23 protein-coding genes and 1 other RNA gene are annotated in these 25,278 nt (G+C 36.1%); 2 read left to right on the top strand and 22 right to left on the bottom strand.

What is annotated here, in order from left to right; genetic code table 11:
* Positions 1-110 precede the first annotated feature (110 nt).
* The 11 genes from HMPREF0631_RS05390 to HMPREF0631_RS05340 all read right to left on the bottom strand — a co-directional run bounded on the left by HMPREF0631_RS05390 (position 111) and on the right by HMPREF0631_RS05340 (position 12,228).
* Positions 111-1,118: an electron transfer flavoprotein subunit alpha/FixB family protein gene (locus HMPREF0631_RS05390; RefSeq protein ID WP_002843909.1), complete on the bottom strand. Its 1,008-nt coding sequence runs from the start codon at positions 1,116-1,118 to the stop codon at positions 111-113.
* Between the two features lie 56 nt (positions 1,119-1,174).
* The gene (locus HMPREF0631_RS05385) at positions 1,175-1,966 is read right to left on the bottom strand and encodes an electron transfer flavoprotein subunit beta/FixA family protein (protein WP_002843945.1); all 792 of its coding nucleotides are present in this window, start codon (positions 1,964-1,966) and stop codon (positions 1,175-1,177) included.
* Positions 1,967-1,982: 16 nt separating this feature from the next.
* Positions 1,983-3,116, bottom strand: coding sequence for an acyl-CoA dehydrogenase family protein (locus HMPREF0631_RS05380; RefSeq protein WP_002843899.1), 1,134 nt, complete (start codon positions 3,114-3,116; stop codon positions 1,983-1,985).
* Between the two features lie 31 nt (positions 3,117-3,147).
* Entirely contained in the window at positions 3,148-4,266 is a 1,119-nt protein-coding gene (locus HMPREF0631_RS05375) for a 2-hydroxyacyl-CoA dehydratase subunit D (protein WP_002843926.1), read from the bottom strand.
* Positions 4,267-5,502, bottom strand: a complete 1,236-nt coding sequence (locus HMPREF0631_RS05370; RefSeq protein ID WP_002843897.1) for a 2-hydroxyacyl-CoA dehydratase subunit D — start codon at positions 5,500-5,502, stop codon at positions 4,267-4,269.
* A 14-nt stretch (positions 5,503-5,516) separates the two neighbouring features.
* A complete protein-coding gene (locus tag HMPREF0631_RS05365; protein ID WP_019595546.1) occupies positions 5,517-6,308 on the bottom strand; it encodes an acyl-CoA dehydratase activase in 792 nt (263 codons plus the stop codon).
* Between the two features lie 39 nt (positions 6,309-6,347).
* Positions 6,348-7,586 carry a CaiB/BaiF CoA transferase family protein gene (locus HMPREF0631_RS05360; protein ID WP_002843885.1) on the bottom strand — a complete coding sequence of 413 codons (1,239 nt, stop codon included), beginning with the start codon at positions 7,584-7,586 and terminating at the stop codon, positions 6,348-6,350.
* A 53-nt stretch (positions 7,587-7,639) separates the two neighbouring features.
* On the bottom strand, positions 7,640-9,202 hold the full coding sequence (locus HMPREF0631_RS05355) for a class I adenylate-forming enzyme family protein (protein ID WP_002843896.1): 1,563 nt from the start codon (positions 9,200-9,202) through the stop codon (positions 7,640-7,642).
* Between the two features lie 307 nt (positions 9,203-9,509).
* Positions 9,510-10,181 carry a GntR family transcriptional regulator gene (locus tag HMPREF0631_RS05350; protein WP_002843928.1) on the bottom strand — a complete coding sequence of 224 codons (672 nt, stop codon included), beginning with the start codon at positions 10,179-10,181 and terminating at the stop codon, positions 9,510-9,512.
* Between the two features lie 158 nt (positions 10,182-10,339).
* Complete coding sequence (locus HMPREF0631_RS05345; RefSeq protein WP_002843905.1) at positions 10,340-10,786, bottom strand: hypothetical protein; 447 nt, start codon at positions 10,784-10,786, stop codon at positions 10,340-10,342.
* Positions 10,787-10,845: 59 nt separating this feature from the next.
* Positions 10,846-12,228, bottom strand: a complete 1,383-nt coding sequence (locus HMPREF0631_RS05340) for a YjiH family protein (protein ID WP_002843890.1) — start codon at positions 12,226-12,228, stop codon at positions 10,846-10,848.
* 201 nt (positions 12,229-12,429) lie between these two features.
* On the opposite strand from HMPREF0631_RS05340, the gene HMPREF0631_RS05335 reads away from it, so the two are divergent.
* Positions 12,430-12,837 (top strand): pyridoxamine 5'-phosphate oxidase family protein, encoded by a 408-nt coding sequence (locus tag HMPREF0631_RS05335; protein ID WP_002843886.1) that lies wholly within the window; start codon positions 12,430-12,432, stop codon positions 12,835-12,837.
* Positions 12,838-13,037: 200 nt separating this feature from the next.
* Here the strand turns inward: HMPREF0631_RS05335 and ssrA are convergent.
* The 11 genes from ssrA to HMPREF0631_RS05285 all read right to left on the bottom strand — a co-directional run bounded on the left by ssrA (position 13,038) and on the right by HMPREF0631_RS05285 (position 23,672).
* Positions 13,038-13,388, bottom strand: a transfer-messenger RNA (tmRNA) gene (gene ssrA / locus HMPREF0631_RS09720).
* Between the two features lie 295 nt (positions 13,389-13,683).
* On the bottom strand, positions 13,684-15,552 hold the full coding sequence (locus tag HMPREF0631_RS05330; RefSeq protein WP_002843889.1) for a cation:proton antiporter: 1,869 nt from the start codon (positions 15,550-15,552) through the stop codon (positions 13,684-13,686).
* A 16-nt stretch (positions 15,553-15,568) separates the two neighbouring features.
* Positions 15,569-16,132: a nitroreductase family protein gene (locus tag HMPREF0631_RS05325; RefSeq protein ID WP_002843887.1), complete on the bottom strand. Its 564-nt coding sequence runs from the start codon at positions 16,130-16,132 to the stop codon at positions 15,569-15,571.
* 9 nt (positions 16,133-16,141) lie between these two features.
* The gene (locus HMPREF0631_RS05320; RefSeq protein WP_002843898.1) at positions 16,142-16,807 is read right to left on the bottom strand and encodes a hypothetical protein; all 666 of its coding nucleotides are present in this window, start codon (positions 16,805-16,807) and stop codon (positions 16,142-16,144) included.
* A gap of 138 nt (positions 16,808-16,945) precedes the next feature.
* The gene (locus HMPREF0631_RS05315) at positions 16,946-17,995 is read right to left on the bottom strand and encodes a nitroreductase family protein (RefSeq protein WP_002843912.1); all 1,050 of its coding nucleotides are present in this window, start codon (positions 17,993-17,995) and stop codon (positions 16,946-16,948) included.
* A gap of 164 nt (positions 17,996-18,159) precedes the next feature.
* On the bottom strand, positions 18,160-19,413 hold the full coding sequence (gene hydF / locus HMPREF0631_RS05310) for a [FeFe] hydrogenase H-cluster maturation GTPase HydF (RefSeq protein WP_002843907.1): 1,254 nt from the start codon (positions 19,411-19,413) through the stop codon (positions 18,160-18,162).
* An 8-nt stretch (positions 19,414-19,421) separates the two neighbouring features.
* Positions 19,422-20,825 carry a [FeFe] hydrogenase H-cluster radical SAM maturase HydG gene (gene hydG, locus HMPREF0631_RS05305; protein WP_002843935.1) on the bottom strand — a complete coding sequence of 468 codons (1,404 nt, stop codon included), beginning with the start codon at positions 20,823-20,825 and terminating at the stop codon, positions 19,422-19,424.
* Between the two features lie 43 nt (positions 20,826-20,868).
* Positions 20,869-21,921 carry a [FeFe] hydrogenase H-cluster radical SAM maturase HydE gene (gene hydE / locus HMPREF0631_RS05300; protein ID WP_002843941.1) on the bottom strand — a complete coding sequence of 351 codons (1,053 nt, stop codon included), beginning with the start codon at positions 21,919-21,921 and terminating at the stop codon, positions 20,869-20,871.
* Positions 21,908-22,171 carry a TM1266 family iron-only hydrogenase system putative regulator gene (locus tag HMPREF0631_RS05295; protein ID WP_002843940.1) on the bottom strand — a complete coding sequence of 88 codons (264 nt, stop codon included), beginning with the start codon at positions 22,169-22,171 and terminating at the stop codon, positions 21,908-21,910. The genes hydE and HMPREF0631_RS05295 overlap by 14 nt, the downstream gene beginning before the upstream one ends.
* Before the next feature lie 54 nt (positions 22,172-22,225).
* On the bottom strand, positions 22,226-23,221 hold the full coding sequence (locus HMPREF0631_RS05290) for an asparaginase (protein WP_002843943.1): 996 nt from the start codon (positions 23,219-23,221) through the stop codon (positions 22,226-22,228).
* 1 nt (position 23,222) lies between these two features.
* Complete coding sequence (locus HMPREF0631_RS05285; RefSeq protein WP_002843947.1) at positions 23,223-23,672, bottom strand: hypothetical protein; 450 nt, start codon at positions 23,670-23,672, stop codon at positions 23,223-23,225.
* Between the two features lie 244 nt (positions 23,673-23,916).
* On the opposite strand from HMPREF0631_RS05285, the gene HMPREF0631_RS05280 reads away from it, so the two are divergent.
* A complete protein-coding gene (locus HMPREF0631_RS05280; protein WP_002843925.1) occupies positions 23,917-25,170 on the top strand; it encodes an extracellular solute-binding protein in 1,254 nt (417 codons plus the stop codon).
* The last annotated feature ends 108 nt before the right edge of the window (positions 25,171-25,278 follow it).

Below are 25,278 nucleotides of genomic sequence, written 5' to 3'. Positions count from 1 at the left end.
TAAATATTTTTTATAATATATTAAAAATTATGTAAATAATTTAAACTCTTTTTAAACAGCCTGTTTTATCTTTGTCAATTTTAATACTGATTGTTTACCAACGGTATTAATTACATATCAGCCTTTGAAGCCTTTATAGCCTTAACCTTTTCTATTACTAGAGGTATTATCTTATGAAGATCTCCAACAACACCTAGGTCAGCTACATCAAATATTGGTGCATGAGCGTCCTTATTTATAGCTACTATAAATTCAGATTCTTCCATACCAGCCAAATGCTGTATAGCTCCTGATATACCACAAGCCATGTATAGGTCTGGTCTTACTGTCTTACCAGTCTGTCCAACCTGTCTTTCTCTTCCTATCCATCCAGCGTCAACGTTAGCTCTTGATGATGTAACTAGTCCGCCTAATTCATCAGCAAGTTCCTTTAATACGTCGAAGTATTCTGGGCTTCCTATACCTCTACCACCTGATACAAGAACCTTAGATTCAGTTATATCAACCTTAGCGTTAGTTTCTTTAACTACTTCTCTAATCTTTATGTTCATGTCAGCTGGAGTGAATTCTACCTTAAATTCTTCAACTTCACCAGTTCTAGAGTCATCCTTTGGAAGAGCTTCCATAACACCTGGTCTTACTGTTGCCATCTGAGGCCTGAATTCCTTACAAACTATTGTAGCCATGATGTTACCACCGAAAGCTGGTCTAGTCATAAGAAGAAGCTTAGTTTCTGGATCTATCTCTAACTTAGTACAGTCAGCTGTAAGTCCAGTATGTACTCTTGCAGATACTCTAGGAGCAAGGTCTCTACCTATTGAAGTAGCACCGTAAAGTACTATATTAGGATGCTTTGCTTCTATTACTGCATTAAGAGCCTTTGTATATGGTTCTGTTGCATATGTTTCTAACATTGGATCATCTACGCATATTACCTTGTTAGCTCCATGGCTTATAAGGTTCTGGGATAGACCCTTTATATTATTACCAAGCACAACTGCTACAACGTCCTGTTCAAGGTCTGCAGCTAGCTTGTTTGCTATACCTATTAATTCGATGCCCACTTTTTGTGCGACGCCATCGACCTGTTCAACTACTACATAAATATCTTTGTTCATTAGGTTATCTTCCTTTCAAATTTATTATTATAATATCTTTCAATACTAAAGTACTATTATATAAAGTACTTTTCCTGTAGCTTAGCTACTATTGCATCTGCAGCTTCTTCAGGAGTTAGGCCTTCTAACTTAACGCCCTTACCCTTAGCCTGCTTTGTGAATGATTTTTTAACGTTTGTAGGTGAACCCTTTAAACCGATATTTGAAAGGTCAAGGTTTTCTTCTATATCCTTAAGTCCCCAAGTCTTAATGTCCTTCTTGTAGGCGTTGAATATACCAGCTATTGACATATATCTTGGAGTTATTTCCTCTGCTAGTGTTGTTATTAGACAAGGTGCTTCTAGTTCGATTGTATGGTATCTATCTTCGAACTGTCTCTTAACTATGAACTTGTCTCCTTCAACTTCTAAAGATTCTACATAAGATACCTGTGGTATATGTAGATGTTCAGCTATCTGAGGACCAACCTGTGCTGTATCTCCATCTATTGCCTGTCTACCAGCTATTATTATGTCATATTCTAAGTTTCTAAGTGCACCAGCTATTGTTGAAGATGTTGCCCAAGTATCGGCACCACCAAATGCTCTATCAGTTACAAGAACTGCATCATCAGCACCCATTGCTAATGCTTCTCTAAGTGCTAGCTCTGCCTGTGGAGGTCCCATTGATACTACTGTTACAGTAGATCCTGGTACTGATTCCTTTATCTGTAGTGCTAGTTCAAGACCTGCTTTATCGTCAGGGTTGATTATACTAGGTACACCATCACGAATCAAAGTATTCTTCACAGGGTCAAGTTTTACCTCTGTTGTATCTGGTACTTGTTTAATGCAAGCTACAATTTTCATCTATCTATACCTCCCCTTATTTCAATACACTTGATGCTATTACCATCTTCTGAACTTCTGAAGTACCTTCGTAGATTGAAGTTACTCTTATGTCTCTGTACATTCTTTCGATTGGATATTCCTTAATGTATCCATATCCACCATGTATCTGAAGAGCCTTGTCTATAACCCACTTAGCTTCTTCAGTAGCAAATAACTTAGCCATTGAAGCTTCCTTATCTGCCTTCTTTCCTAAGTCCATCTTGTATGCTGCATCGTAAACAAGGTGACGCATAGCTGCTATCTTTGTTTCCATTTCAGCTATCATGAACTGAGTGTTCTGGAACTTAGCTAGTGATTTACCAAACTGATGTCTAGCCTTTGCATACTTGATAGCTTCTTCCATAGCACCTTCTGCAAGACCTAGAGCCTGGCAAGCAATACCAAGTCTACCAACGCTTAGAGTCTTCATCGCATTGATGAATCCCTTGCCTTCTTTTCCTAACATATCATCCTTAGATACTCTAACGTTGTCAAGAACAACATCACTAGTTGGGCAACCTATCATACCCATCTTGTTTTCTGCCTTACCAAAAGATACACCTTCTAACTTAGTATCAACTATGAAAGTAGATATACCCTTAGCACCTGCTGATGCGTCTGTCTTTGCAAATACTATTACATAATCAGATACTGGAGCGCCAGTTATGAAAGTCTTTCTTCCGTTTAGTATGTAATCATCTCCATCCTTTTCAGCAGTTGTTAGGATAGAAGCTGCGTCAGAACCAGCTCCTGGCTCAGTAAGACCAAATGCAAACATCTTTTCTCCTGTAACCATTGGTCTAAGATACTTTTCCTTCTGTTGAGGTGTACCATCAACAAGGATAGGTGTAGACTGAAGAGAGTTAGGAGAAGATATCCAGATTGTAGATACTCCAGATGCCTTTGATAATTCTTCCATTACTATTGCATATGAACGGTGGTCTCCACCAGAACCGCCAAATTCCTGAGGTATTTTGATACCTAAGAAACCAGCAGCAGCCATTTTTTTGTAAATTTCCATAGGGAATTCGCTTGTTTCATCAACTTCTTCTGCAGTTGGTTTAATTTCATTTTCAGCAAATTCTCTTGCTAGCTGACGAACTAACTCATGTTCTTTTTCGAAAATCATAGATTGCCTCCTTAAATTTTTACAATTTTTACTATATCATGTCTGCAAAAGTCTGCAATGCAGTTTTTGCTTGTTCGAAGTTAGTCATTTGCTGATCTACTTCAACTAAGATGTGCATATATCCAGCCTCTTCTAGCTGTTTTCTAATGATTGGGTAGTCAAATTCATCTGAATCAGAGAATTTAGATAGTAGGTATACTACACCATCTGCATCGTATTTTTTAGCCTTATCGATGATTATCTGTCCTCTTAGTTTTTCTGGATCGTATAGCAAAGTACTTCCTTCAATATCTGAAATCCACTTAGATAACGCCTTTATTGGGTTACCAGTAGCTTCATCAACTAAATAATCAAACTGTCCTGATTCGTGGTTTATGTTGTCAGCAACAATACCAAGTTTGAATTCTTCAAATATCTTTAATATTTCAGGACTGTTAGCTAGTAGTCCAGTAGTTACAATCTTCTTGCCATCAAATTTTTCTTCTGGCATAGCTGAAAGTTCAGCGTTGATTGCTTCTACTATTTTTAGATGTTCAGCCTTGTCCATTAGGCATGCACTTGACATTACCTTAGCTCTTAGGCTAGGAGTAACTGTATTTAAGTGTTTAGCTGCAAGGTCTGAGAATGCCTGCATAGCTTTTCTGTGCTTGTTGTATAAAACGATTGCTTCTTCTATCTGAGCATCTTCTATCTTCTTTCCAGCTATTTCTTCTAACTGTACTTTTAGCTTTTCATACTGTCTAGCATTGTAAACTATACCAGCTTCTATCTTTCTGTTCTGTCCATATCCTATATATAATGCTGGAACATTCTTTACAGCTCTTTTCCAGTTCTGGCTAAGTCCCTTTAGTCCGTCACTTAGACCTGGTAGAATCATTCCTGACATCTTATCAAGCTTGCCTTCTAGACCTAGGTCTAAAAGTCTTAAGATGATTGATACGTAGAAAGCTGGGAAATATTCTTTTGCAAGAGTTACTTCACCCTCTGCTCCCCATATTGCCATAGGAATCATACCTGATGCGTATACAAGTTCTTCTGGAGCATATACTGGCGCGCAACCAATAACTTTCTTACCATCAGCAACATATTTATCTATCTGCTCTAATGGACATACAGCAAGTTTTCCAAATAGTTCTTCTAAGTTACTCATCTAGTTTTCCTCCTTCATCTTTGCAGCTTTGTTTGCTTCCATAACTTCTATTAGACCCTGTACTCTTGTGTCGTACTGTGCTTCTGAGAAGTTTCTTGGGTCAGCCTGATCACCATCGAATGTAGCTGTTGGTATACCAGTTCTTTCTCTTATTTCTCTTTCCATTTCGTACATGATACCAGACCACTGCTTACAGCTTCTGTTTATATGTATCAACATACCGTCTATATTATTTTCTTCTATAACCTTAAGTCTCATATCTAATGATCTTTCATAAGATATTGCATTAGGAGTTCCACAATAAGCCTGCATTAATTCATAAGTATTGTCGTAGATGTATCCGAATGCATCTGCATAAACAGTACCACAAACGTTTACTCCTGAATCCTTTAGCTGCTTAAATGTATGTCTTAGGTGTGGCCAACAAGCTATACCTTCAAATAGTACTCTGTACTTTTCTTCTCCCTTGAATGTAGACTTACCAGTCTTTACATTTTCATCAAATTCTTCAGCTAGCTTTTCAAATGCTATTGCTGATTCTTCCTTACCTCTAGCACATACAGCAACTGCCATATGGTTGAATACGTCAAATCCTGAGAATGGTGATGGAGTGTACTTAGCATATCCAGTAGCCTTTAACCAAGCTCTACCTGTTCTCTGAGATATTGCCATTACTTCTTCGAACTTCTTTTCATCCCACTTTTTACCAGTTAAGTCTTCTAACTGCTTTATAGCGTGATCGAACTGTCCTCTTAAGTATTCTACTCTGTCATCGCCTGCTTCATAGTCATTGTTATATGGCACGTCAACAAGGATTAGAGGTATATTTAGTTCTTTAGCTATATTTTCATACCACTTGATCATACAGTTACAGATATTGTTACAGCATGCAACAAAGTCTGGCTGAGGCATATTTAACTCTGGAGCATCTTTAACGTCCATGTATGCTAGAGATATTCTAGCGTAAGCACATATGTCGTTTGAATATCCTTCGTTTTCTGCGATTTCGCACATTCTCTGTCCACCACCCTTAGCAGAAATTGCTGCTGCCTGGTTTTCAGGGAATACAACCTTGATATCCATTGTTTCAAATATTTCCTGTGGGAAGTTAGAAGCACACCAACCAACTTTTTCGCCTCTTTCTTTAGCTTCCCAAGCTTCCTTATAATGTTTTGCAACTATCTCGCCTAACAATACTTTTGCCGGCTTTTCTTCAACTGCACCTGTGTTACTCATAATAAAGCTCCTTTCTAATTTTCCTTCAGATACTCATCGTAAGCGTACAATGCCGCTCCAATTGCGCCTGCCAACTGAGAAATTTCCGAAATCATGATATCTGTTTCTAACTCTTCGCTAAGTGCCCTTACTATTCCTGAGTTCTTAGTAACACCACCAGTCATAGCGACTGGAGTTGTTAATCCACCTCTCTTAGCAAGACCTGCAACTCTTGTAGCAACAGAAGCGTGTATACCCCTAATTATATTAGGAATAGGTATTTTCTTAGCCATACAAGATATTACTTCTGATTCTGCAAATACTGTACAAGTTGAAGATATTGGTGTTTTTTCAGTTGCTAACTTGTCTAAGTCACCTAGTTCTGCTAGCTTAACATCAAGTACTCCAGCCATAACCTCTAAGAATCTACCTGTACCAGCTGCACATTTATCATTCATCAAGAAATTTGTCATCATCCCTTTGTCATTTAGTTTTAGTACCTTTATGTCCTGTCCGCCTATATCTATAATAGTTCTTACAGGTCCGAAGATATATGTACCACCCTTAGCATGACAGCTAAGTTCACTCATAGTCTTCTTTGCACTGTCGTAAGAATTTCTACCATATCCTGTGGAAACAATCACATTCAGATCTTCGAACTTGATACCACAGTCAGCTAGTACCTTTTCTATAACCTGATCGGCACCTTTAGTACCGGCGCCAAGATTGACGACGCCGCTACTAACTAAATCTTTACCATTCTTAAGCACTACACATTTAGATGATGTTGATCCAATGTCAATACCCATTGTGTATATATCACTCATATTTTCTACCTTCTCTACTATCACTTATATTTCTTATCTCTATTTGTCTTCCCAAACATATAGAGTCTTGTCTTCTAACATCTGCTTGATGTCTTCATCAGAGTATCCTAACTCCTTCATTACTTCAACACCATGTTCACCGATGTATGGTCCTCTGTTGTATGGAGTAGGTCCCATTTCATGGTACTTAACTGGGTGCTTACAAAGTATTCTTTCACCACTTGGATACTTCATCTTGTAGAAGCAGTCATTTGCCCATGCCTGTTCATCTTCTAATAGTTCTTCCCAATTCTTAGCTAGAGCAAATGGGATGTCAGCATCTGTAAGTACCTTTGACCATTCGCTAAAGTCTCTTTCTCCAAACCTAGCCATTACTCTATCATATACTGTAGTTCCTAGGTCGTTTGCATGTAAGTTCTGCACTGGGAAGAATCTTTCATCTTCTACTATATCCATAAGCTCTAATGCTGTTAAGAACTTTTTGAAGTAAGTATTGTAGTCAGGCATACAAGTCTGAACATATCTTCCGTCCTTAGTCATCCAACAAGCGTTAAATGGATTGTTAGCTTCTCTTATATTTATTGGATATGGAGTACCGTAGTCAGGATACTGAGCAGCCTGAACCATCATACCCATATTGAATATTGCTGATTCGAATAAACTTGTTTCAACCTTTTCACCTTCGCCTGTTAATTTAGCGTGATATAATGCAGCAAGTACACCTGCAGCTAGGTTGATACCAACATTGTGGTCACCAAGTCCTGGAACAACGTTCATTGGAACATCAGATTTCTGTCTAAGGTTTTCAAGATATCCACCTCTAGCAAAGAAAGCTGTAAAGTCGAATCCTGGAAGATCCTTATCAGGACCGTATTCACCATAACCTGTACAAATAGCGTATACAAGGCTTGGATACTTAACCTTTAGTGTTTCATAGTCAAGTCCAGCTCTCTGTAGTGCCTGTACTCTCCAGTTTGTTATAAGTATATCTGCATCATCAAGTAGCTTAAAGAAAGCTTCTTTACCCTTAGGATCCTTCATATTTAGAGATATACATCTCTTATTAGCATTTTCTAATTCCCAAGTTGTATTTTCGTGCATATCAAGCGGTCTACCTTCAGTTGGAGCCGTATATCTTAGTGGGTCTCCCTTTGCACTTTCAATCTTTATTACATCTGCACCTAAGTCAGCTAAAAATCTTCCTGTAGTTGCAGCTGCTATAAAGTTTGCAAGTTCTATTACCTTTACTCCTTCTAATGGTCTCTTTCTTGTGCTCATTACATTACCTCCCAAAAAATAATATTCAATGAATTACAACAAATTAATGATATTTATTTAAGTTTTTCATTAACAATCTCTTTTAAAGCCTTTTCGTTTATCTTACCTGTCGCATTCCTAGGAAAAGACTCGATAAACACAAAGTATTTAGGTATCTTGTAGGAACTTATACTATCTCTCATATATTCCTTTATTTTCCCTACCATTTCATCATCTTGTCTACCTTCGATTACCGCAACAATCTCTTCTTGTAGGACATCTGATTTTACACCTATAACCAATACATCAAGTTTATTGTTATAGTCTTTGATGCATTCTTCTATTTCCTGAGGGGATATGTTTTCCCCACCTCTTATAATTAGATTTTTCCTTCTACCTACAATATATAAGTATGAGTCTTCATCCATATAAGCCAAGTCTCCTGTCTTCAACCAACCATCTGGCCTAACAGCGTCACAGACAACAGGATCCGATGAAAGATAGCCACTTGTGACATTGTATCCCTTTACGAATATCTCACCGACTTGTCCCCTTGGACATTCCTTACCTGTATCTAAGTCTATTATTCTAACATCTATATGGTCTATAACCTTGCCAGCAGAAACCGCCTTTTTTTCAATACTGTCTTCGTAGTCTGATATTGAAACACAAGGTGATGCTTCAGTAAGTCCATATGACGTCTGTAATTTCATTCCCTTTAATTTATTACATATTCCTATATAATCTTCCTTGTATATAGGTGAACCGGCTATTATACCACTCTTCAAGCTTGAAAGGTCAAACTCATCAAACTTAGGATTCTTTGTCATAGCCAAAAACATACTCGGAACACCATTTAATACTGTACATTTGTATTTTTCTATCGCTTCACATACGCTCACCGTCTTGTACTTGTCTAAAAGAGTCACAGTCATTCCAGCTATCAAACTGGTCAATAAGCTCACATTGACTCCAAAACAGTGAAATAGAGGAACAACTAAACACATACTGTCTTTTTCTGTCCATCTCATTTGTTCACATACTTCTCTGGCATTATTAACAAGAGATCTGTGTGATAATATTACACCCTTGCATATGTTGGTAGTACCTGATGTAAATAGGATACAAGCAGTATCTTCAGAGCTTGGTTTGTCAAATATACCTTTTTTGATTTTACACTCTCTCTTTTCTATTTTCATCCACTCTTCATATGTGTGCTCTATTTTGTAAAAATTAACTTTTTTCAAGTCGCTTCTCTTCTTTAGCTTTTCTACTATAAGATCACAAGTATAACCTGTACACAAAGTAGTATAAAAAAGAAACTTCATGTCAGCAATTTTTATACAGTCATATAATTCTTTTTCCTTGTAGCAAGAATTAATCAAAACTGCAACAGCGCCTATCTTCTGTAGGGCAAAAAATATTATAATCCAACTAGAGCTATTCGCACCATAAATGCCAACCTTATCTCCTTTTTTAACGCCCTGTTCAAGAAGGACTAAGGCCATCTTACTAGTTATATTATTAACACTTTTCCACGTATAAATCTCCTCTCCATGTCTAATAAAGGCACTTTCCGGAGTCATTTCAGCCCTATCTTCTAGGTACTCACTTATTGTTTTATTTGTTAATTCCACAACTGCCTCCTATCAGAATCCATAACCTTGTATAACAAAAATCTATAGAATAAATGTTTTCACATGGTTTTTACTATAAGTTTTATCAATAATATTTAAAAAATCATAGAAACCTACACAAATATTTTATGTTTCAGTACACTTGTATACCAGTTATATCTACAAGATTATTCTACCACTTTTATCTGGATAAGTAAATAACCTAAGTGACTTTTGTTAAAAAAATTTTAACAAAGTCTTTCACTGTTTATATATTAGATACTAAAATTACTAATCCCATAATCAACTAGACTAAAGGCCTAGTTTTTTAGTCATCTGTTTTCACATAGTGAAGAAATTCTTTATTGAATCCTATAACGGCTGATATTGTATCTATATGCTTGGACATACAATCCATAGCCCTAGACACGTCGTTGTCCTTTATAGCTGCAAGTATTTCTTTGTGCTCGTCTACAAGGTGTGATATCCTGTACCCAGACTTGACGTACACTTTTCTCCATCTACTTATATGAAGTAGCTGCTCATTTAATGTTTTAAGTACGTTTTTGTTTTCAACACTCAATATTATGCACTCATGAAATGCTTCATCAAGTTCCTTGAACTCTGATATATATTCACTTGCATAGTAAAATCTTTCCTGTTCATTCACATTTTCTTCCATCTTTTTGATAGTTTCTTTCATATTGCCTTTTGTCATGAACCTATAAAGCATCTCCTTCTCGATAGCTATTCTTATGAGAAGGGCCGTTCTAATATAATCAAGGTCTATCTTACTTACATATGTGCCCCTCTGAGGGTAAACTACCAAAAATCCATTTTGCATAAGTCTGGCAAACGAATTCCTAACAACTGACCTAGACACTCCATATACCTCAGAAATAGCATTTTCACTTATCTTCTGACCAGGCTCAAGCTCAAGGCTAATTATTCTGTTCAGAAGATCGATGTATATTTCTTCTGCAGTATTAGGCTTACTCATATTATATCATCCCCATCTAGTCTTTTATACTAGTATACCACCTTGATAAATTTAAATCAATATAAAAAGCGCAAGTAATAACATATTGTATATACTTGCACTCTTGTATTTTTATTATCTATTCACTTTATTTTTTAACTCTAAAATCGAATTATACCCTAATTTTCTTGTGTTGTTGTGTTTATATTATTTTCATCCGATTCCTTAGATTCATTCTCTTCATCTATATGATACTTTCTTATAAGGAATAGCCCACCTATTGCTACTACTCCTAAAAATATCTCAAGCATACCATCTGTTTTTGGTAGTAAAAGCATCTTCCTAGCTATGCCATACATCAAAACTTCTAGAAGGGCAGACTGCTTGTGTAGGGTTAGCATTATAGCTATCTCTACCCCAATAACCAAGAGCAAGATATGAGCGAATATACCATTTAACTGGCCGTAGTCTATCGGATGGTTGTAGTCTACTATATATGTTGCATAAATCACCCTAAGCGTATCGAAAGTTCCCAGTAAAACAACTAATAGTATCACTATAGCCAGTATCATTTCAAATGATATAGCCATGTTTAATACTTTCTTTTTCATTTTTTTTCTAATCAATATACATCCTCCATATTTTTATATTATTTTATAGCCGATTAAATATTATTTACTATCACCTAAGCAAGCTGTAGTACAAACCTAGCTATCAAGGTAACAAATATTAACGACAAAATTGTCCTCTCTATAAATATAATAAAAATCTCTGCGACATTAACAGGTATTCTAGAACCTATTATCAATGCCCCTACCTCACTCATATATATAAGCTGCGTAACAGATAAAGTAGCTATAACAAACCTAGTAAGCTCACTCTTAATCTCTGCGCCTGCAATAATTGACGGAATAAACATATCAGTAAATCCTACTAGCACAGTCTTTGAAGCTGCTACTGGCTCTGGCAATTTCAATAACTCTAAAAGTGGTATAAATGGCTGTCCAATTATCTCAAATATAGGAGTATAATTTGATATTGCTAGGGCAATAGTACCAAATCCCATTACTACAGGTAGCACACCTATCCACATATCAAGAGCATTTTTAACACCATTTTCCATAAACTTAACAATACCCTCATGACCTTCAGCCTTAGATATAGCCTTGTGAAGTCCCCAAGAAAAATATGTTTCACCTGAAGGTATACTCTCGTCCAATACCTCACCATCGTTTATATACTTATCTTTTTTCATTGACAGAGGTGGTATTCTTGGTATTATAATAGCACATATAACACCCACTGCACATATAGTAATATAGTAGGGTACAAATAAGTTAGCCAAATCTACCTGTTTTAATACTACTAGGCAAAATGTTATTGAAACAGCTGAGAATGTAGTGGATATTATTGCCGCCTCTCTTTCAGAATAGAAGCCATCTTCATACTGCTTGGCTGTAAGCATAACACCTAGAGTACCATCTCCCAACCATGAAGTAAAGCAGTCAACCGCTGATCTTCCTGGAAGTGTAAAAATGGGCCTCATAAATTTAACAAGTAGCGTTCCAACAAATTCTAACAGCCCAAACTCCAATAACAAAGGAAGTAGCAAACCAGCAAAAACAAATATAACCAATAGAGTTGTAAGCAGATTGTTTAAAATAAAGTTACCAGTATCCTTAGATATTATAAATTCTGGCCCTACTTTGAAGTAGGACATCAAAACAAATATCATTGCAAGGATCCTAGTTATAAACCAGACTGGCGTTTGATCAAATAATCCCCTTACATAAGCAGATTTTGGTTTTACAATATTAAATTTCACCAACAAACTTCCAACCGCTGATACTATAAGAACCAATACTATAAATCCCGGAAGAATAGAGCCTATATGATTTTGTATAAATGAAGCAACAAATGCTATCGGAATAGTCACCTTGTCCTGATTTATCTCAGGATCAAACTCTTTAACTGGCAACATAAATATTATTATACCTATAATTGACGGTATCAAAAATTTAGCGTACTGTTCTAGGCTATAAGACCTTGTTTTTTTTATCTCTTTCATTTTTCATCCCCTTTCTCAAATTTTTATTATTTCTCTTCTTAATAACATACTTAATAATATACCATAAAAAACTACCTATAGTCTATATATACTAAAGGATTTATCCATCTTAGATAACTATTTTACTTGTGTTTTTATAATCATCGATGTATACTGAAATTGTCATACTTTTTGATTTATATATAAATGGAGGTAAGTAAAATGAGCAACGAGCAGAGAATCAGTGAATTTTTAACTAAGGCTGGAGTTTATTATCTAGCAACAGTAAATGGAAACGTACCAAAGTGCAGACCGCTAGGTTTTCATATGTTAATTGACGATACTATCTACTTTGGTGTTGGTGACTTTAAAGAAGTTTATAGACAGCTTCAAGAAAACCCAATGGCAGAAATATGTGCTACCATAAAAAATGATTTTATTAGATACTATGGCAAGGCTGTTTTTATTGAGGATAATGAAGAACTTCTTGAAAAAGCATTTGAAGTACTACCTATGATGAAGAAGATATATAATGAAGAAAGTGGATATAAATTGAAGTTATTCAAACTTGTTGATGCCACAGTAGAATATAGGGCTATTATCAAACTTGTGGAAAAGATAGAATTATAGATTTTTTATTTAAAAGCGGCTCAATAGAAATTAAAAAGACAAATATCTCGAAATAGGCTTATGTACTTGCAACACATAGGCCTCTTTTTTTGTGGTTCAATCTGATTGCAGTACAATTGTGTTATTTTGACAATAAAAAAGAAACTACCAAACCTTGAAGGCTAGTAATTTCAATGTGTTCACCATTTGCATTATCTAATTGGTGGAGATGAGGGGAGTCGAACCCCTGTCCGTAAGCCCATTCCATGCTGCATCTACATGTTTAGTCATATCTTTTATTATCTCGACTCCTCTAACACCGATTGACAGGTTTTAGATTTGTCCAGTCTTAATTGTTCAACTCAAGGTCAAGACACCCCAAGAGCAGTACCCTGCATAAATGACGTCAGCTCTTAAACGGCAGGAGGTCTAAGAGGGACGAGCTGCAACTAGGCAGCTAATAAATTATTTTCGTTTGCGTTTGTTTTAAATTTCCCCAGTTTTTACGTGACCCAGAGTAACACGACATGCAGCCTCACGTTCAAAACCCACGTCGAAACCGGTACACCCCCATGAGAGTTACAGTTGACTAGTTGCAAACGTGCATTAATCAATACTATATTGATATCGTACACTAAATGATAACACAATAAGTAAACTAAATCAAGACCATATCCAAGAAATTAATCAAGATAAAAAGAGGACCCCTGCCATATTACTGCAAGGGCCCTTTAATTTTTAAGCTTAAACCTATGTACTATTTTAGGTCTATTCTATGTAGGTATATATTTATTTTACACACCTATTTTATACATATATTTTACATACATATTTTGTACATATACTCTATATAGCCATTATATATAACTATTCTGTGTCAACAAGGCAATATAGCTCTGAACTGTCTATGTTAACATATTGTTCCTCTCCAGTATCATGAGGGTCTGCTGGTGATAGGGAAACTATATAATCACCATTTCCTACTCTAGGATGGTGTGCTGTAGTAAAAAACTCTATGTCCCCGTCCTGGTCTATTGAGCATATATTTATACGTCTATAGTCAGAACTCTCGTAATAGCTTTCTTCTGTAAGATTTTCATCTATTTTTGTAGCCTTAAAAACATAGCCTTCTTCTATAAGACTCACTAGCTTCAAATGAGTAGCCCTATAATCTCCCAACCTAGGTGATTTAATATTTTTTAATTCCTTAAACTGGTTCCTAAACTTGTCTCCCAATACATTCACTATACATACATTACCGCCTCCAAACTTATTTGTAAGCTCGTTTGAAACTAGGACATTGTATAGGGGTATTGGAGTATTTATAAGTAGTTTCTTATATATTACAAGGTCTAGGTTGTAATTCTCTAATTCATACAATATCTCACCTTGGTGGTGGTCTATGCCATTGGCAGCTGCCAGCTCTATATTTTTATCAGCATAGTCTACTATCAAGCAAGGTATTTCAAGATGGGACAAAAAGTCTGCAAATGCAACTGAAAACTTGTTTGAACCAACAATTAAAAGACCTGGCTTTCCATCATGGGCTATACCTAGCTTTTTGGCGAGAGGTTGTATAGAAAATCCATGGGCGACAACTGTTACAACCACAAGTGCAAATGTAAGTGGAAGGAGCATCCTAGCATCTTCGTAACCTTCACTTATCAAGAGATTAGAAAAATAACCAGTTACTGTAAGGGCTACTATCCCCCTCGGCGCAATCCAACCTAAGAGTAATTTTTCTTCCTTACTAAGATCTGCTCCTATAGTTGACAACCATATTGATAGGGGTCTTACTACGAATAGCATAGCCAATACAAACATAAGTATCTCTGGTCTAAATATATTTACCAAAAGTTCTCTTGATAGAGATGCTGTCAACATAATAAATACTGAAGATGTCAACAGGACTGAAATATTATCATTAAAGTGTTTCACATCTTCTATAGACCTAATATGCATATTTGCCATTACAACACCCATGACCGTAACAGACAATAGACCTGTCTCATGGGCTACCGTATCACCTAGTGTATAGGCTCCTATCACAAGACACATTACTATGGCCGCCTTTAGGTACTCTGGAAAGAAATTTTTCTGTAAGGCAATCCCCGTAAAATATCCAATTGCTAGGCCTATAATTACAGATATCACAACACCTATACCGAACTTGACCAATATGGCCATACTAGCGTCACTAGATGTGAATACTCTAGCAAGTTCAAAAGAAAATACAGCGAGTATTGCCCCCAATGGATCAACAAGTATACCTTCCCACTTGAGTATAGAGGAAACCTTCCTATCTAGCTTTGCCTGTCTCAAAAGAGGCAGTATAACGGTCGGACCTGTTACGATTAATATTGCTCCTATTACAAGTGATGTAGTTATTGATAGTCCACCTACAAAATACGCACAGGCACTTCCTAGTACCCACGCTATAAAGGCTCCATATATAACTATCCTCTTGATAGTCATCTTGGTATCCCTTATCTCTTCAAAATTAAGGGACAAACTACCCTCAAATAAAATCAGTGCCACTGATAGAGATATTATAGACTTGTAAAGGCTGTTTCCTATTATGGCTTCTGGTATAATCAGACCGAACATAGGACCTACAATTAAGCCACAAACACTCATTATTACAATTGCAGGCTTAGATATCTTCCATGCCAACCACTGAGAAAATATGCCCAGAAATACTATGAGGGCCACTGATACTGTTGTAGTTAAAGTCATTTCATCACTTCCTTAATTAGATACTTTCATTAAATATAATTGGAGCCCTTCTCTTAGGTGGCTTCTGGTCCTTTGGTATATATCCTAAGATCATAGGTGCAACTATTGAATAGTTGTCTGGCACATTATATTTTTTTCTAAACTCATCATTTTCCAATATTTCTTCTGCAAATCCTATCCAACAAGACCCTATCCCCTTGTCAAATGCAGCTAATATCAAGTTCTGTGTAAATAAAGAACAGTCCTGCATATACCAATGAGAGTCCTTATCTCCATACACAATTACCAGAGTCTGCGCATCATAGAATAGGTTGTAGTCTGGATTGTCAAACAAGTCCCTGTACTTGTGAAAATGTGGTAAATTGTCAATATTTGCCCTTATGTATTCTAAGCCCTTATCAGACAATCTCTTTAGTTCTTCTTTGTCCTGAATAACTACAAATCCCCAAGGTTGCCAGTATTGGGCTGTAGGTGCACAAGAACTTATCTCTAACAGTTCCTTTATAGTATCATATTCTACTTTTTTATCAGTAAAACTTCTTACACTTCTTCTATTTCTTATACAATCTAATACTTCCATAAGTACCTCCTAATATAGTTTATTGTCTATCTTCTTTTTTATTTCAATCGCTTGTTCGTGATTGGGTTGCAGGTTTAAAAACCTCATTATTTCAGTCTTTGCATCTTGATACTTCTTATCTTCAATATCTTTTTCTATATGAGAAAGCCATTTTGAGCTGGCCTGACTTTTTATCTGAAATACCCTATTGGCCGTTGTATCATCAAGTGGATTTACCGTCAATAATATTTCAATAGCTTTTTCATACCCACCTAATTTTACTTCATTAGATGCCTCCCTTATTATTTCATCAGCCTCTATATGCCTTGATACATTTGAACGTTCAATATTGTATTCTATATTACCAGTCTCTTCGTATAGTTTTTCGTATATGACCGCAGCCTCCTTGTAATTACCTGCCTTGTAGTATTCCTTAGCCATACTTTCATATTTCACAATTTCCCTATCGCTCTTGATAAATATACAGGCAAATATTATTATGACAAGTGCAGCTATAAGTGTCAAAATAACATAAAACTTAATTCTAGAATTTTTATCAAACTTATCATAGGGTCTTTTGTTACTTTTATTTTCATAAAGAGTTTCATCAATTTTTAAGTTTTTATCCACATTCGTATAAAAATCCTCTTCTAGAAATACATTGGGTTCATTGATATCCTTATCTCTCCACTTCATATAGACCTCCTTTCATAAGTTCAACATCATATTTCATTTTTAAGTTCCCATTTAAATCTAATCTTATTAATTATACATTTAAATTTTTGTTTTAAGATATATCAAAAACACCATTACAGTGTGTATTTTAATTAAAACTTACTCTTCATCTATTCTGGACTCTATCATGTATATCATTGAATCTGTAGGCATACCAGCTAGACTTGCTAGATCGTTTAATGTCATAACTCTTAGGGTTTCTGATGCACTTAGGGTCTTTAACTGATTAAATTTTGGATTTATATTTAATAGATATTCCTTTACATAAGGGTGCTGGTCAAATAAGTCGATTACCTTGGTATCAAATTCTAAACCAGACTTGCTCTTTGTAAATGAACTCTCTTCCTTCTTTGCTGGTGGCTTCTTAAACATAGTCTTGATATCCGTATCAGGTACATATGTAAGGCAAAGATCAAAGCCCTGTCTAAGAACTGTATTTAGTATTCCCGAACGATTCTCTGTGGCACCCTCTAGTCTAGCTATAACCTGCTTAGAGAATGAATCAACCCTCTGGTTTGCATTTCTAAGATCATAATATGTTGTCATTACTTCATCATAATCTTTTATCTCTTCCATGTAATTATCAAATATCTTATATTCATTTTCAAATACCTTAAGGTCTAGATCCATTCTAGGCTTTAGCTGTGGCTCCTGGTCAGGATATCCAAATCCTAGACCTAGTGCTGGGAATGTGAACTCTGGTAAATTAAGTACTCTTGTCATCTCAACTGAGTCATTTAGTATGCTTCCAAGATATACTCCACCTAGACCTAGGGACTCTAAGGCAACAGTAACATTCTGAGCTGCAAGAATGGCATCGGTAAATCCTTGGAAGAACCTATCCATGTCCCTTCTAGATTCAAGATTGCAGTCCTGTTCTGAAGCAATCTTTGCATTTCTAAATGCATCAACTACAAATATCCATAGTTCTGGAGCCTCTGCTACATATGCTTGACCACATATTTTAGATATTGCATTTTTCTTGTCCTGGTCTGTTATTCTTATTATAGAATATGTCTGCATACCTGTACTAGATGCAGTCCTGTTGGCTACTTCCAATAATGTAGACACTATAGGACCATCAATCTGCTTGTCCTTGAACTTTCTTATCGTCTTATGGTTTAACTGTGTTTCTATCGTAGTGTTCATATTTGATATCCTCCATATAAAATCTTCAATTAATAATAATAGAGTATATAGTTGGTATTACTACATACTCTATTATATTTATACTATATATTATAACCTTTATTCTCTTATATTTCTATATACCCTTTAGTATACTTTCTAAAAATATTATGAATGAGGCAAAATTAGTAAACCACCCTATCTAGGGCACCTGTTAGATATGCCAGTGCAACCCCGTAATTCGTTATAGGTACTCCTGCCATCCTTGCCCTATTTATTCTTACCATCATATTTGACCTAGTCAGCATACATCCACCACATTGGATGATTAGGCTGTATTTAGAAAGGTCCCTCTTGAAGTCTTTACCATGGCTAAAGTCAAACTCTATATCCTTGCCTGTTTTATTTCTTATAAGGTTTGGTATCTTTACTGTTCCAATATCTTCGTGGTTGGAAGTATGGCTACAGGATTCTGCAATCAGGATCCTATCACCATCCCTTAATTTTTCTATATGCCTTGCCCCTCTCACTAGATGGTCTATATCTCCCTTTTGCCTAGCGAACAAAATGGAAAAACTTGTCAAATCTATGCTCTCATTAACTAGACTAGCTACCTCTTTAAATACCTGAGAATCTGTTATAACTAGGTCTATATGTCCCATCTCTTCAAGGGCTCTTTTTAATTCCAAATCTCTTACAAGGCTGACCATGACCCCCATGTCCAAGCACTCCCTAATGACCTGGACCTGAGGAAGAATAAGTCTCCCCTTGGGTGCCTCAGAGTCTATAGGAACAACCAGTAATGCCTTGTCACCAGGTCTTATCAGTCCGTCAATCAGTCCTCTATCAGGTTCTAGGGATGACAATATATCAACTAGACTCTCTATTATTAGTTTTCTAGACTCTTGCCTTGAATACACTAGGTCGGTAAAAACTATACTAGGCCCCTCTTTTGAGCTATTTTTTTCCTTTTTATTATTTTTTTCATTATCTTCTTTTACTTGCTTATATTTTTCTATATAACTTTCTATCTTGCTTTTAATATGGTCCCTATCGATTGAGTCGTGGCACTTATTGACTATATATACTGTTGGCTTAGCAACCATAGACTCATATTCTAGGTATATATCTCCCGAACAAAAATCATTGGCATCTATGACATATACCAATAGGTCTGCATCCTCTATTTCCAGCCTTGTCTTATCAACCCTCTTTTGACCTACAAGACCTTCATCATCAATTCCAGCAGTATCTACTATCTTAACAGGTCCATATGGTAATAGCTCCATCATATGGTAGACAGGATCTGTTGTAGTTCCCAGATAATCAGCTACTATGGACTTATCTTGGTCTATAAGCAGGTTGAATATAGAGGACTTACCAGAATTTCTCCTACCCAAGAGAACTATGTTCTTTCTATTTCCTAAAGGTGTACTCATCTTATCACCTATATATAAAGATCTCTCTGACCATCTTTTAATTTCTGTATATTAGATATAGTAAATTCTCTTATATCTTCCCTGTCTATTGTAAAAGCCTGGTCTCTTACAAACTTCTCAGCCTTCTTAAGAAACTCCTCATCACCGTAGTCAACTGCATACTCCATCAAGGTAGTAAGGGCGTTAGGTTTACACATATAGTGGATCTTTTCAGACTTGGCTATAGACATAAATTTCTCACCTGTCCTACCAGTCCTGTAACAAGCTGTACAGTAGCTTGGTATATAACCATTGTCTATAAGATCAGTTATGACCTCTATTGGAGTTCTTTCATCTGCCTTTTCAAACTGGTCTATATTTCTACCATTGGCAGCCTCTTCATAACCGCCAACTCCAGTACAAGATCCAGCACTCACCTGAGAAATACCATACTCTAGTAGAAACTTTCTCATTTCTTCGTCTTCTCTAGTTGAAAGTATCATACCTGTATAAGGGACAGCTAGCCTTATAATAGCTACTATCTTCTTGAACATTTCATCATCAACTAGGTTAGGGAATGTCTCTAGATTTACACCCTCTGCAGGACGGAGCCTTGGTACAGATATAGTGTGGAAACCTACTCCAAACTTCTTTTCTAAGTGCTGGTTGTGGAGCATCAAACTAAGTACCTCAAACTTTGGATCAGCAAGACCAAACAAGACTCCAGCACCTACGTCATCTATTCCACCCTCCATGGCCCTATCAAAGGCAGTGGTATGATAGTCATAGTCTCCCTTTATGCAGTTAGGATGCATCTTTCTGTATACTTCTTCGTCATATGATTCCTGGAATAGGATATATGTTCCTATCTGAGCTTCTTTTAATTTTCTATAATTCTCTACAGTAGTAGCTGCAATATTTACGTTTATTCTTCTTATAACGCCATTCTTTTCATATGTATCATAGATTGTCTTTATAGATTCCAACACATAATCTATAGGACAGTTCACTGGGTCTTCACCTGCCTCTAAGGCTAGTCTCTTGTGACCCATCTGCTCAAGAATTTCAACCTCCTTGCGTATCTCGTCCATAGTCAGTCTTCTTCTCTTGAACTTGTTCTTGCACTTGTATCCACAATAGACACAGTTATTTACGCAGTAGTCACTAATGTAAAGAGGTGCAAAAAGCACTACCCTGTTACCGTACACGTCTCTTTTAATCTTACCAGCTATCTCAAATAACTTTTGAGCCTGGTCTTCTCTAGTAATTTCCAGTAGGGCAGCTATTTCACTATGGTCTAGGCCCTTCTTATCCTTGGCCTTTTCAAGTATCCTGTCTATCTCTTCATCAGTAGTATCCTTTGCACCCTCAATCAATGATAGGACATAGTCTCTATCAATCTTCATATTTTCCTCAAATCTCATTCTGTTCATTATAAACCATCCTTTCAAATTAGAAACTCATTGATCTTTTTTGTTAGCGATAAATTACCTTGCTGTCGCCCCTTGCCATATCACACTCATATCCATATGACTCCAACTCTTCCTTTATAAGATTTAGAGCCTCAGCTGATTCTGAGCCTGTAGACTTCTTGTTCTTATAAAGAGAATAGTCTCCCCTATGGACCATAGGTGTGAGGTTGGGCATTATTACATTTGCACCTGCATCAAGACCTCTTTTTCGTCCTGATTCACCTATGCTTGCAAGGGCTGTAGTAGCAGGTAGCAAAACTCTAGGCATAAGTAGCCTTATTATAGCCAGTAGGGTCGTGGTCTTCTCGATAGTCCCTGAAGAATTTCCCCTCATAGGTGTATCTTCATGGGCAATAAAGGGTCCCATCCCTACCATAGCAGGCTCAAGCTCTTTTAAAAACCTAAGGTCTTTTACATAGTCTGAATTTGTGTAGTCCGGTAGACCTACCATAAATCCAGAACCAACCTGAAATCCCAAGTCCTTTAGGTCTTTAAGGCATTGGTGCCTGTCTTTAAAATATGACTTTGAGTGGAGTTTTTTGTAGGTTTCTTCATTGGCAGTTTCATGCCTCAAAAGATACCTATCAGCACCAGCCTCTCTCAATAACCTGTAGCTATCCTTGGACCTTTCACCAATGGATATGGTTATGGCAGAATCTGGTGCCAAGTCCTTTATAGACCTTATTATATCTGCCATTTTCTCATCATCATAATACATATCCTCTCCACCCTGAAGAACAAATGTATTAAAACCTAGTTCTTTTCCATGGAGGCAGGTAGCCAAAATCTCTTCCTTGGTCAACCTATACCTCTTGGCCTTTGTGTTGTAGGCGTTGATCCCGCAGTATGAACACTCCCTCTTACAATAATTTGTAAATTCAATCAGTCCCCTTAGATATACCTTCCTACCATGGTGCCTATCCCTGGTTTTAGCTGCCATATAAAACAGGTAGTCTATAGATTCTTCGTCTATATTGTCAAGTATATATAGGAGATCTTCATCCCTTAGGTCATGCTCTTGGTATAACTTGTCAATTAAATCTTTAATTTTGCTCATTTTCCATAGACCTTGATATGGCAGTTTTAACAGTTATATGGTCGATATTTCCTAGCTTGCCTGTAAAGCTGTTAATCTTGTCAATGCTAGCAAGAACTGTAATTGATACTACTGATATGCCCATGTCCTTAAATGGTATGCCCATCCTACCTCTCACTATGTCCTGGTACTGGGCAACTACATTATTAAATTCAGACTGACATACCTTGGCATCTTCCAGTATGACACTAATGACTGCTACTCTTTCCATAAGACCACTCCTCCTTTAAATTAAAATATATATAAGATAGTCCCTGATTATTGCTTATAGGACTATATCATTGGCTATCGGGCTGTAGTACATCCTCTCAACCTCATCAATATCAGATGTCTGTGATGTAATCCACATCATTTTGCACACAGTAGACTCCAAAGTCATATTGTAGGTCTCCAATATATTGTGGTTAGACTTTGCCTCATTTCCAACCTGATATACCTCTATATTGCTTCCCTCATGAGGTACTGATGTGGACATTACAAATATTTTGCCTTCACTTTCAAGCTTCTTGACAGTTTCAAGAAGGGCCCTTTCTTCATCATAGCTAGGAAGACCACCTACACCAAAGCCCTCTATTATCAAAACATCCGATATACTACCTATAAATTCAAATATCTCTGGTCTCATACCCGGTATCAACTTTACGACATTGACATTTGTGTTTAACCTGTCATAGAATACGACCTCATCTTTATAAGATTCCTCAATATAGTATACAACCCTATCATTAAATACAACTGCAACTATAGGATAATCTACACTATCAAATGCATTATAACTATGTGTCCTGGTCTTTCTAGCCCTTGTACCCACTATGACCTTTGAATCAAATACTATGTGTACACCACAAGCCTTGTCATCACAGGCATAGATAAATGAATCTTTCAAATTTTTTCTAGCGTCTGTATCCTGGAGATATATAGACTTTTGTGAACCAGTCATTACAACCGGTTTTGACGAGTTCTGTATCAGATAGGACAAGGCTGCTGCCGAATATGCCAGTGTATCAGTACCATGAGTTATTACAAAACCATCATACTTGTCGTAGTTTTCCTTTACGCAGTTAGCTATCATAATCCACTTTTCTGGACTCATATTTGAACTATCAATATTCATCAACTGAACAGCATCAACACAACAATAATCAGAAATAGATGGAACAAACTCCAATATTTCCTGACTTGTTATACTGGGCACCAAACCCACCTTGGTAGGCTTAGAGGCGATAGTTCCACCAGTAGCTATCAATAAGATTTTCTTCAAATTACTTTTCTCCTTCTAAGATTTGTTTTTTCTTTCTAACCCTTCTAGTCAGAGTATCTATAGCAACCATCGCTATACCTATAGCAAGTAAAAACACTGTTTTAACCTCATATATAGAAATTTTTAGGTTTAATTTTCTATATATAATCAATACCACCAATATAACAAATAGTATTACAACCCTATAAAACTGGTGCTTATGGTTCTCCTCTTCAAGAGTCTTGGGCTTAGGAGCCCTATCCATTTTTCTAAGAATAGTGTAAAATCCGGCCAATATCACCAAATAAGAGACAAAGTCAGCTACATATATACCAGACATCCATACCTTATCCTCATTTAAAAAATGTAGCACTCCCTCAAAAAGACCCTTGCCCAGTATAAAATAAGATGTTATAGCCAAAACTATTAAGAGACTTCCCTTTACATCCAATTTATGGTCAACCCACTTCATATACTTATACCACCTCTTTTCTCTCGCCTTACATCAAATATTTTACCATTATTTCTAGTTATTTACTAGATATTTAACTTAATGACCAAATAATTCATATATTAATATATACATTTAATTTTTTCATTCAAATTTAAAAGAATGGGTAGTATAATATATATGTTTATGTAATTATCTCAAACTGCAAACAAGTATCTAATTTAATTACATAAATAAAAATATTTTTATTGAAAAGGAGACGTTTATGAAGTTAAAAAAATTTGCTTACTTGCTTACTGCTGCAGTAGTCTCAGTAAGTATAGTTGGATGTTCAGGAAGCAATGAAAATTCTAAAAAGGAAACAAATAAAGGAGATAATAATAAGTCAATAACATTGATGATGCCAGAAGATCAGGCCCCTAGTAGAGATCTACTTTCTTTATTTGAAAAGGAATCTGGATACAAGGTAAATCTAGTCAAGTCTAGTTTTAAGGATATAGACAATAGCCTAATCAAGTCTGCAAGCAATCAAAAAGCAGAGGCCGATGTAGTAGCAGTAAGGTGGGATCAAGTAGGCCAGTATAGGTCTCGTGGCTATCTTGAAATTTTAAAACCCAAGGATCAAGTTCTAAATGACATTAAGTCAACTAACTACTTTGCATTCGGAAAAAATATATTAGGAATACCTTATACTAACAAAATTTCAGGGCTTTTCGCTGACTCAAAAATATTAGAAGACGAAAATTTAGATACAAAAAACAATAATTTAGAACAAATACTTAAAAAACTTAAAAAAGATAAAATTGAATATTATCCACTATCAATATCGCTTGATAGATCAGACGAGTCAAACCAAGCCCTTTATACGATAATCATGGCAAGAGATGGAAAAATATTTGATGCAGATAAAAATCTATTTATAGGTCATAACCTTCACACTAGCCTTGTATTTATAGAAAACCTAATATCAAATGGCTTTGTAGCTCAAGCTTCAGATAATGAATCAAATCCCCTAAGTGATTTCAAAAACAAAAAATCCAGTCTATATATAGGTTCAATAGGAACTATAAAAGACCTTAACGGAGTAGAAATGTTGGACATGCTTGGTGAATCCGGACCATCAAAAAAGACTTTGGTATATCCAAACGCCCTATCTATATCTGCCTTTTCAAAGAAAAAGGATATAGCAAATAAATTTATAGAATGGTACACAAGCAAGAACATCCAATCCATGGTCTCAAAGGATACGGGCTTGCTGCCTGCAAGTAACGACGCTCTTTCGAAGACTTTGACGGATTCAAAGGTTAAAAATTCAGTTCTCATCTTATCACAAATGGAAAAACTTGATAGACCTTTCCCTAATTCTACACCAAAGTACTATGATCAATTCAGTAGAAAAATGTACCCAATTATAAACGAACTAGGCAAGGGCTTAATAGGAGGTCATGATGCACATATGAAAATAGAAAATGATGTAGAAGCCATAATAAAACACAACCAAGCTTGTTGTGCTGAATAATGTATATACACTAAGGCGCACATCCTATAGATAACATTAAAAGAGGATAATATACCAAATAAGAGATAGCTATAATCTAGCTCATATAGTAATGTTTGGTTTTTATCC

This window comes from Peptostreptococcus anaerobius 653-L, assembly GCF_000178095.1.
In the GTDB taxonomy this organism is placed as follows: domain Bacteria; phylum Bacillota; class Clostridia; order Peptostreptococcales; family Peptostreptococcaceae; genus Peptostreptococcus; species Peptostreptococcus anaerobius.
Note: the sequence above shows the minus strand (reverse complement) of the source record. Positions and strands in the feature narration are given on the sequence as shown.

Bases quoted from the DNA above. Each gene is read 5' to 3' on its own strand.
- HMPREF0631_RS05370 (WP_002843897.1), bottom strand. From the start codon at position 5,502: ATGAGTAACACAGGTGCAGTTGAAGAAAAGCCGGCAAAAGTATTGTTA.
- HMPREF0631_RS05390 (WP_002843909.1), bottom strand. From the start codon at position 1,118: ATGAACAAAGATATTTATGTAGTAGTTGAACAGGTCGATGGCGTCGCA.
- hydF (WP_002843907.1), bottom strand. From the start codon at position 19,413: ATGAGTACACCTTTAGGAAATAGAAAGAACATAGTTCTCTTGGGTAGG.
- HMPREF0631_RS05330 (WP_002843889.1), bottom strand. From the start codon at position 15,552: ATGACTTTAACTACAACAGTATCAGTGGCCCTCATAGTATTTCTGGGC.
- HMPREF0631_RS05295 (WP_002843940.1), bottom strand. From the start codon at position 22,171: ATGGAAAGAGTAGCAGTCATTAGTGTCATACTGGAAGATGCCAAGGTA.
- HMPREF0631_RS05360 (WP_002843885.1), bottom strand. From the start codon at position 7,586: ATGAGCACAAGAAAGAGACCATTAGAAGGAGTAAAGGTAATAGAACTT.
- HMPREF0631_RS05380 (WP_002843899.1), bottom strand. From the start codon at position 3,116: ATGATTTTCGAAAAAGAACATGAGTTAGTTCGTCAGCTAGCAAGAGAA.
- HMPREF0631_RS05325 (WP_002843887.1), bottom strand. From the start codon at position 16,132: ATGGAAGTATTAGATTGTATAAGAAATAGAAGAAGTGTAAGAAGTTTT.
- HMPREF0631_RS05340 (WP_002843890.1), bottom strand. From the start codon at position 12,228: ATGAAAGAGATAAAAAAAACAAGGTCTTATAGCCTAGAACAGTACGCT.
- HMPREF0631_RS05335 (WP_002843886.1), top strand. From the start codon at position 12,430: ATGAGCAACGAGCAGAGAATCAGTGAATTTTTAACTAAGGCTGGAGTT.
- HMPREF0631_RS05350 (WP_002843928.1), bottom strand. From the start codon at position 10,181: ATGAGTAAGCCTAATACTGCAGAAGAAATATACATCGATCTTCTGAAC.
- HMPREF0631_RS05375 (WP_002843926.1), bottom strand. From the start codon at position 4,266: ATGAGTAACTTAGAAGAACTATTTGGAAAACTTGCTGTATGTCCATTA.
- hydG (WP_002843935.1), bottom strand. From the start codon at position 20,825: ATGAACAGAATGAGATTTGAGGAAAATATGAAGATTGATAGAGACTAT.
- HMPREF0631_RS05320 (WP_002843898.1), bottom strand. From the start codon at position 16,807: ATGAAGTGGAGAGATAAGGATATCAATGAACCCAATGTATTTCTAGAA.
- HMPREF0631_RS05365 (WP_019595546.1), bottom strand. From the start codon at position 6,308: ATGAGTGATATATACACAATGGGTATTGACATTGGATCAACATCATCT.
- HMPREF0631_RS05285 (WP_002843947.1), bottom strand. From the start codon at position 23,672: ATGAAGTGGGTTGACCATAAATTGGATGTAAAGGGAAGTCTCTTAATA.
- HMPREF0631_RS05385 (WP_002843945.1), bottom strand. From the start codon at position 1,966: ATGAAAATTGTAGCTTGCATTAAACAAGTACCAGATACAACAGAGGTA.
- HMPREF0631_RS05280 (WP_002843925.1), top strand. From the start codon at position 23,917: ATGAAGTTAAAAAAATTTGCTTACTTGCTTACTGCTGCAGTAGTCTCA.
- hydE (WP_002843941.1), bottom strand. From the start codon at position 21,921: ATGAGCAAAATTAAAGATTTAATTGACAAGTTATACCAAGAGCATGAC.
- HMPREF0631_RS05315 (WP_002843912.1), bottom strand. From the start codon at position 17,995: ATGAACACTACGATAGAAACACAGTTAAACCATAAGACGATAAGAAAG.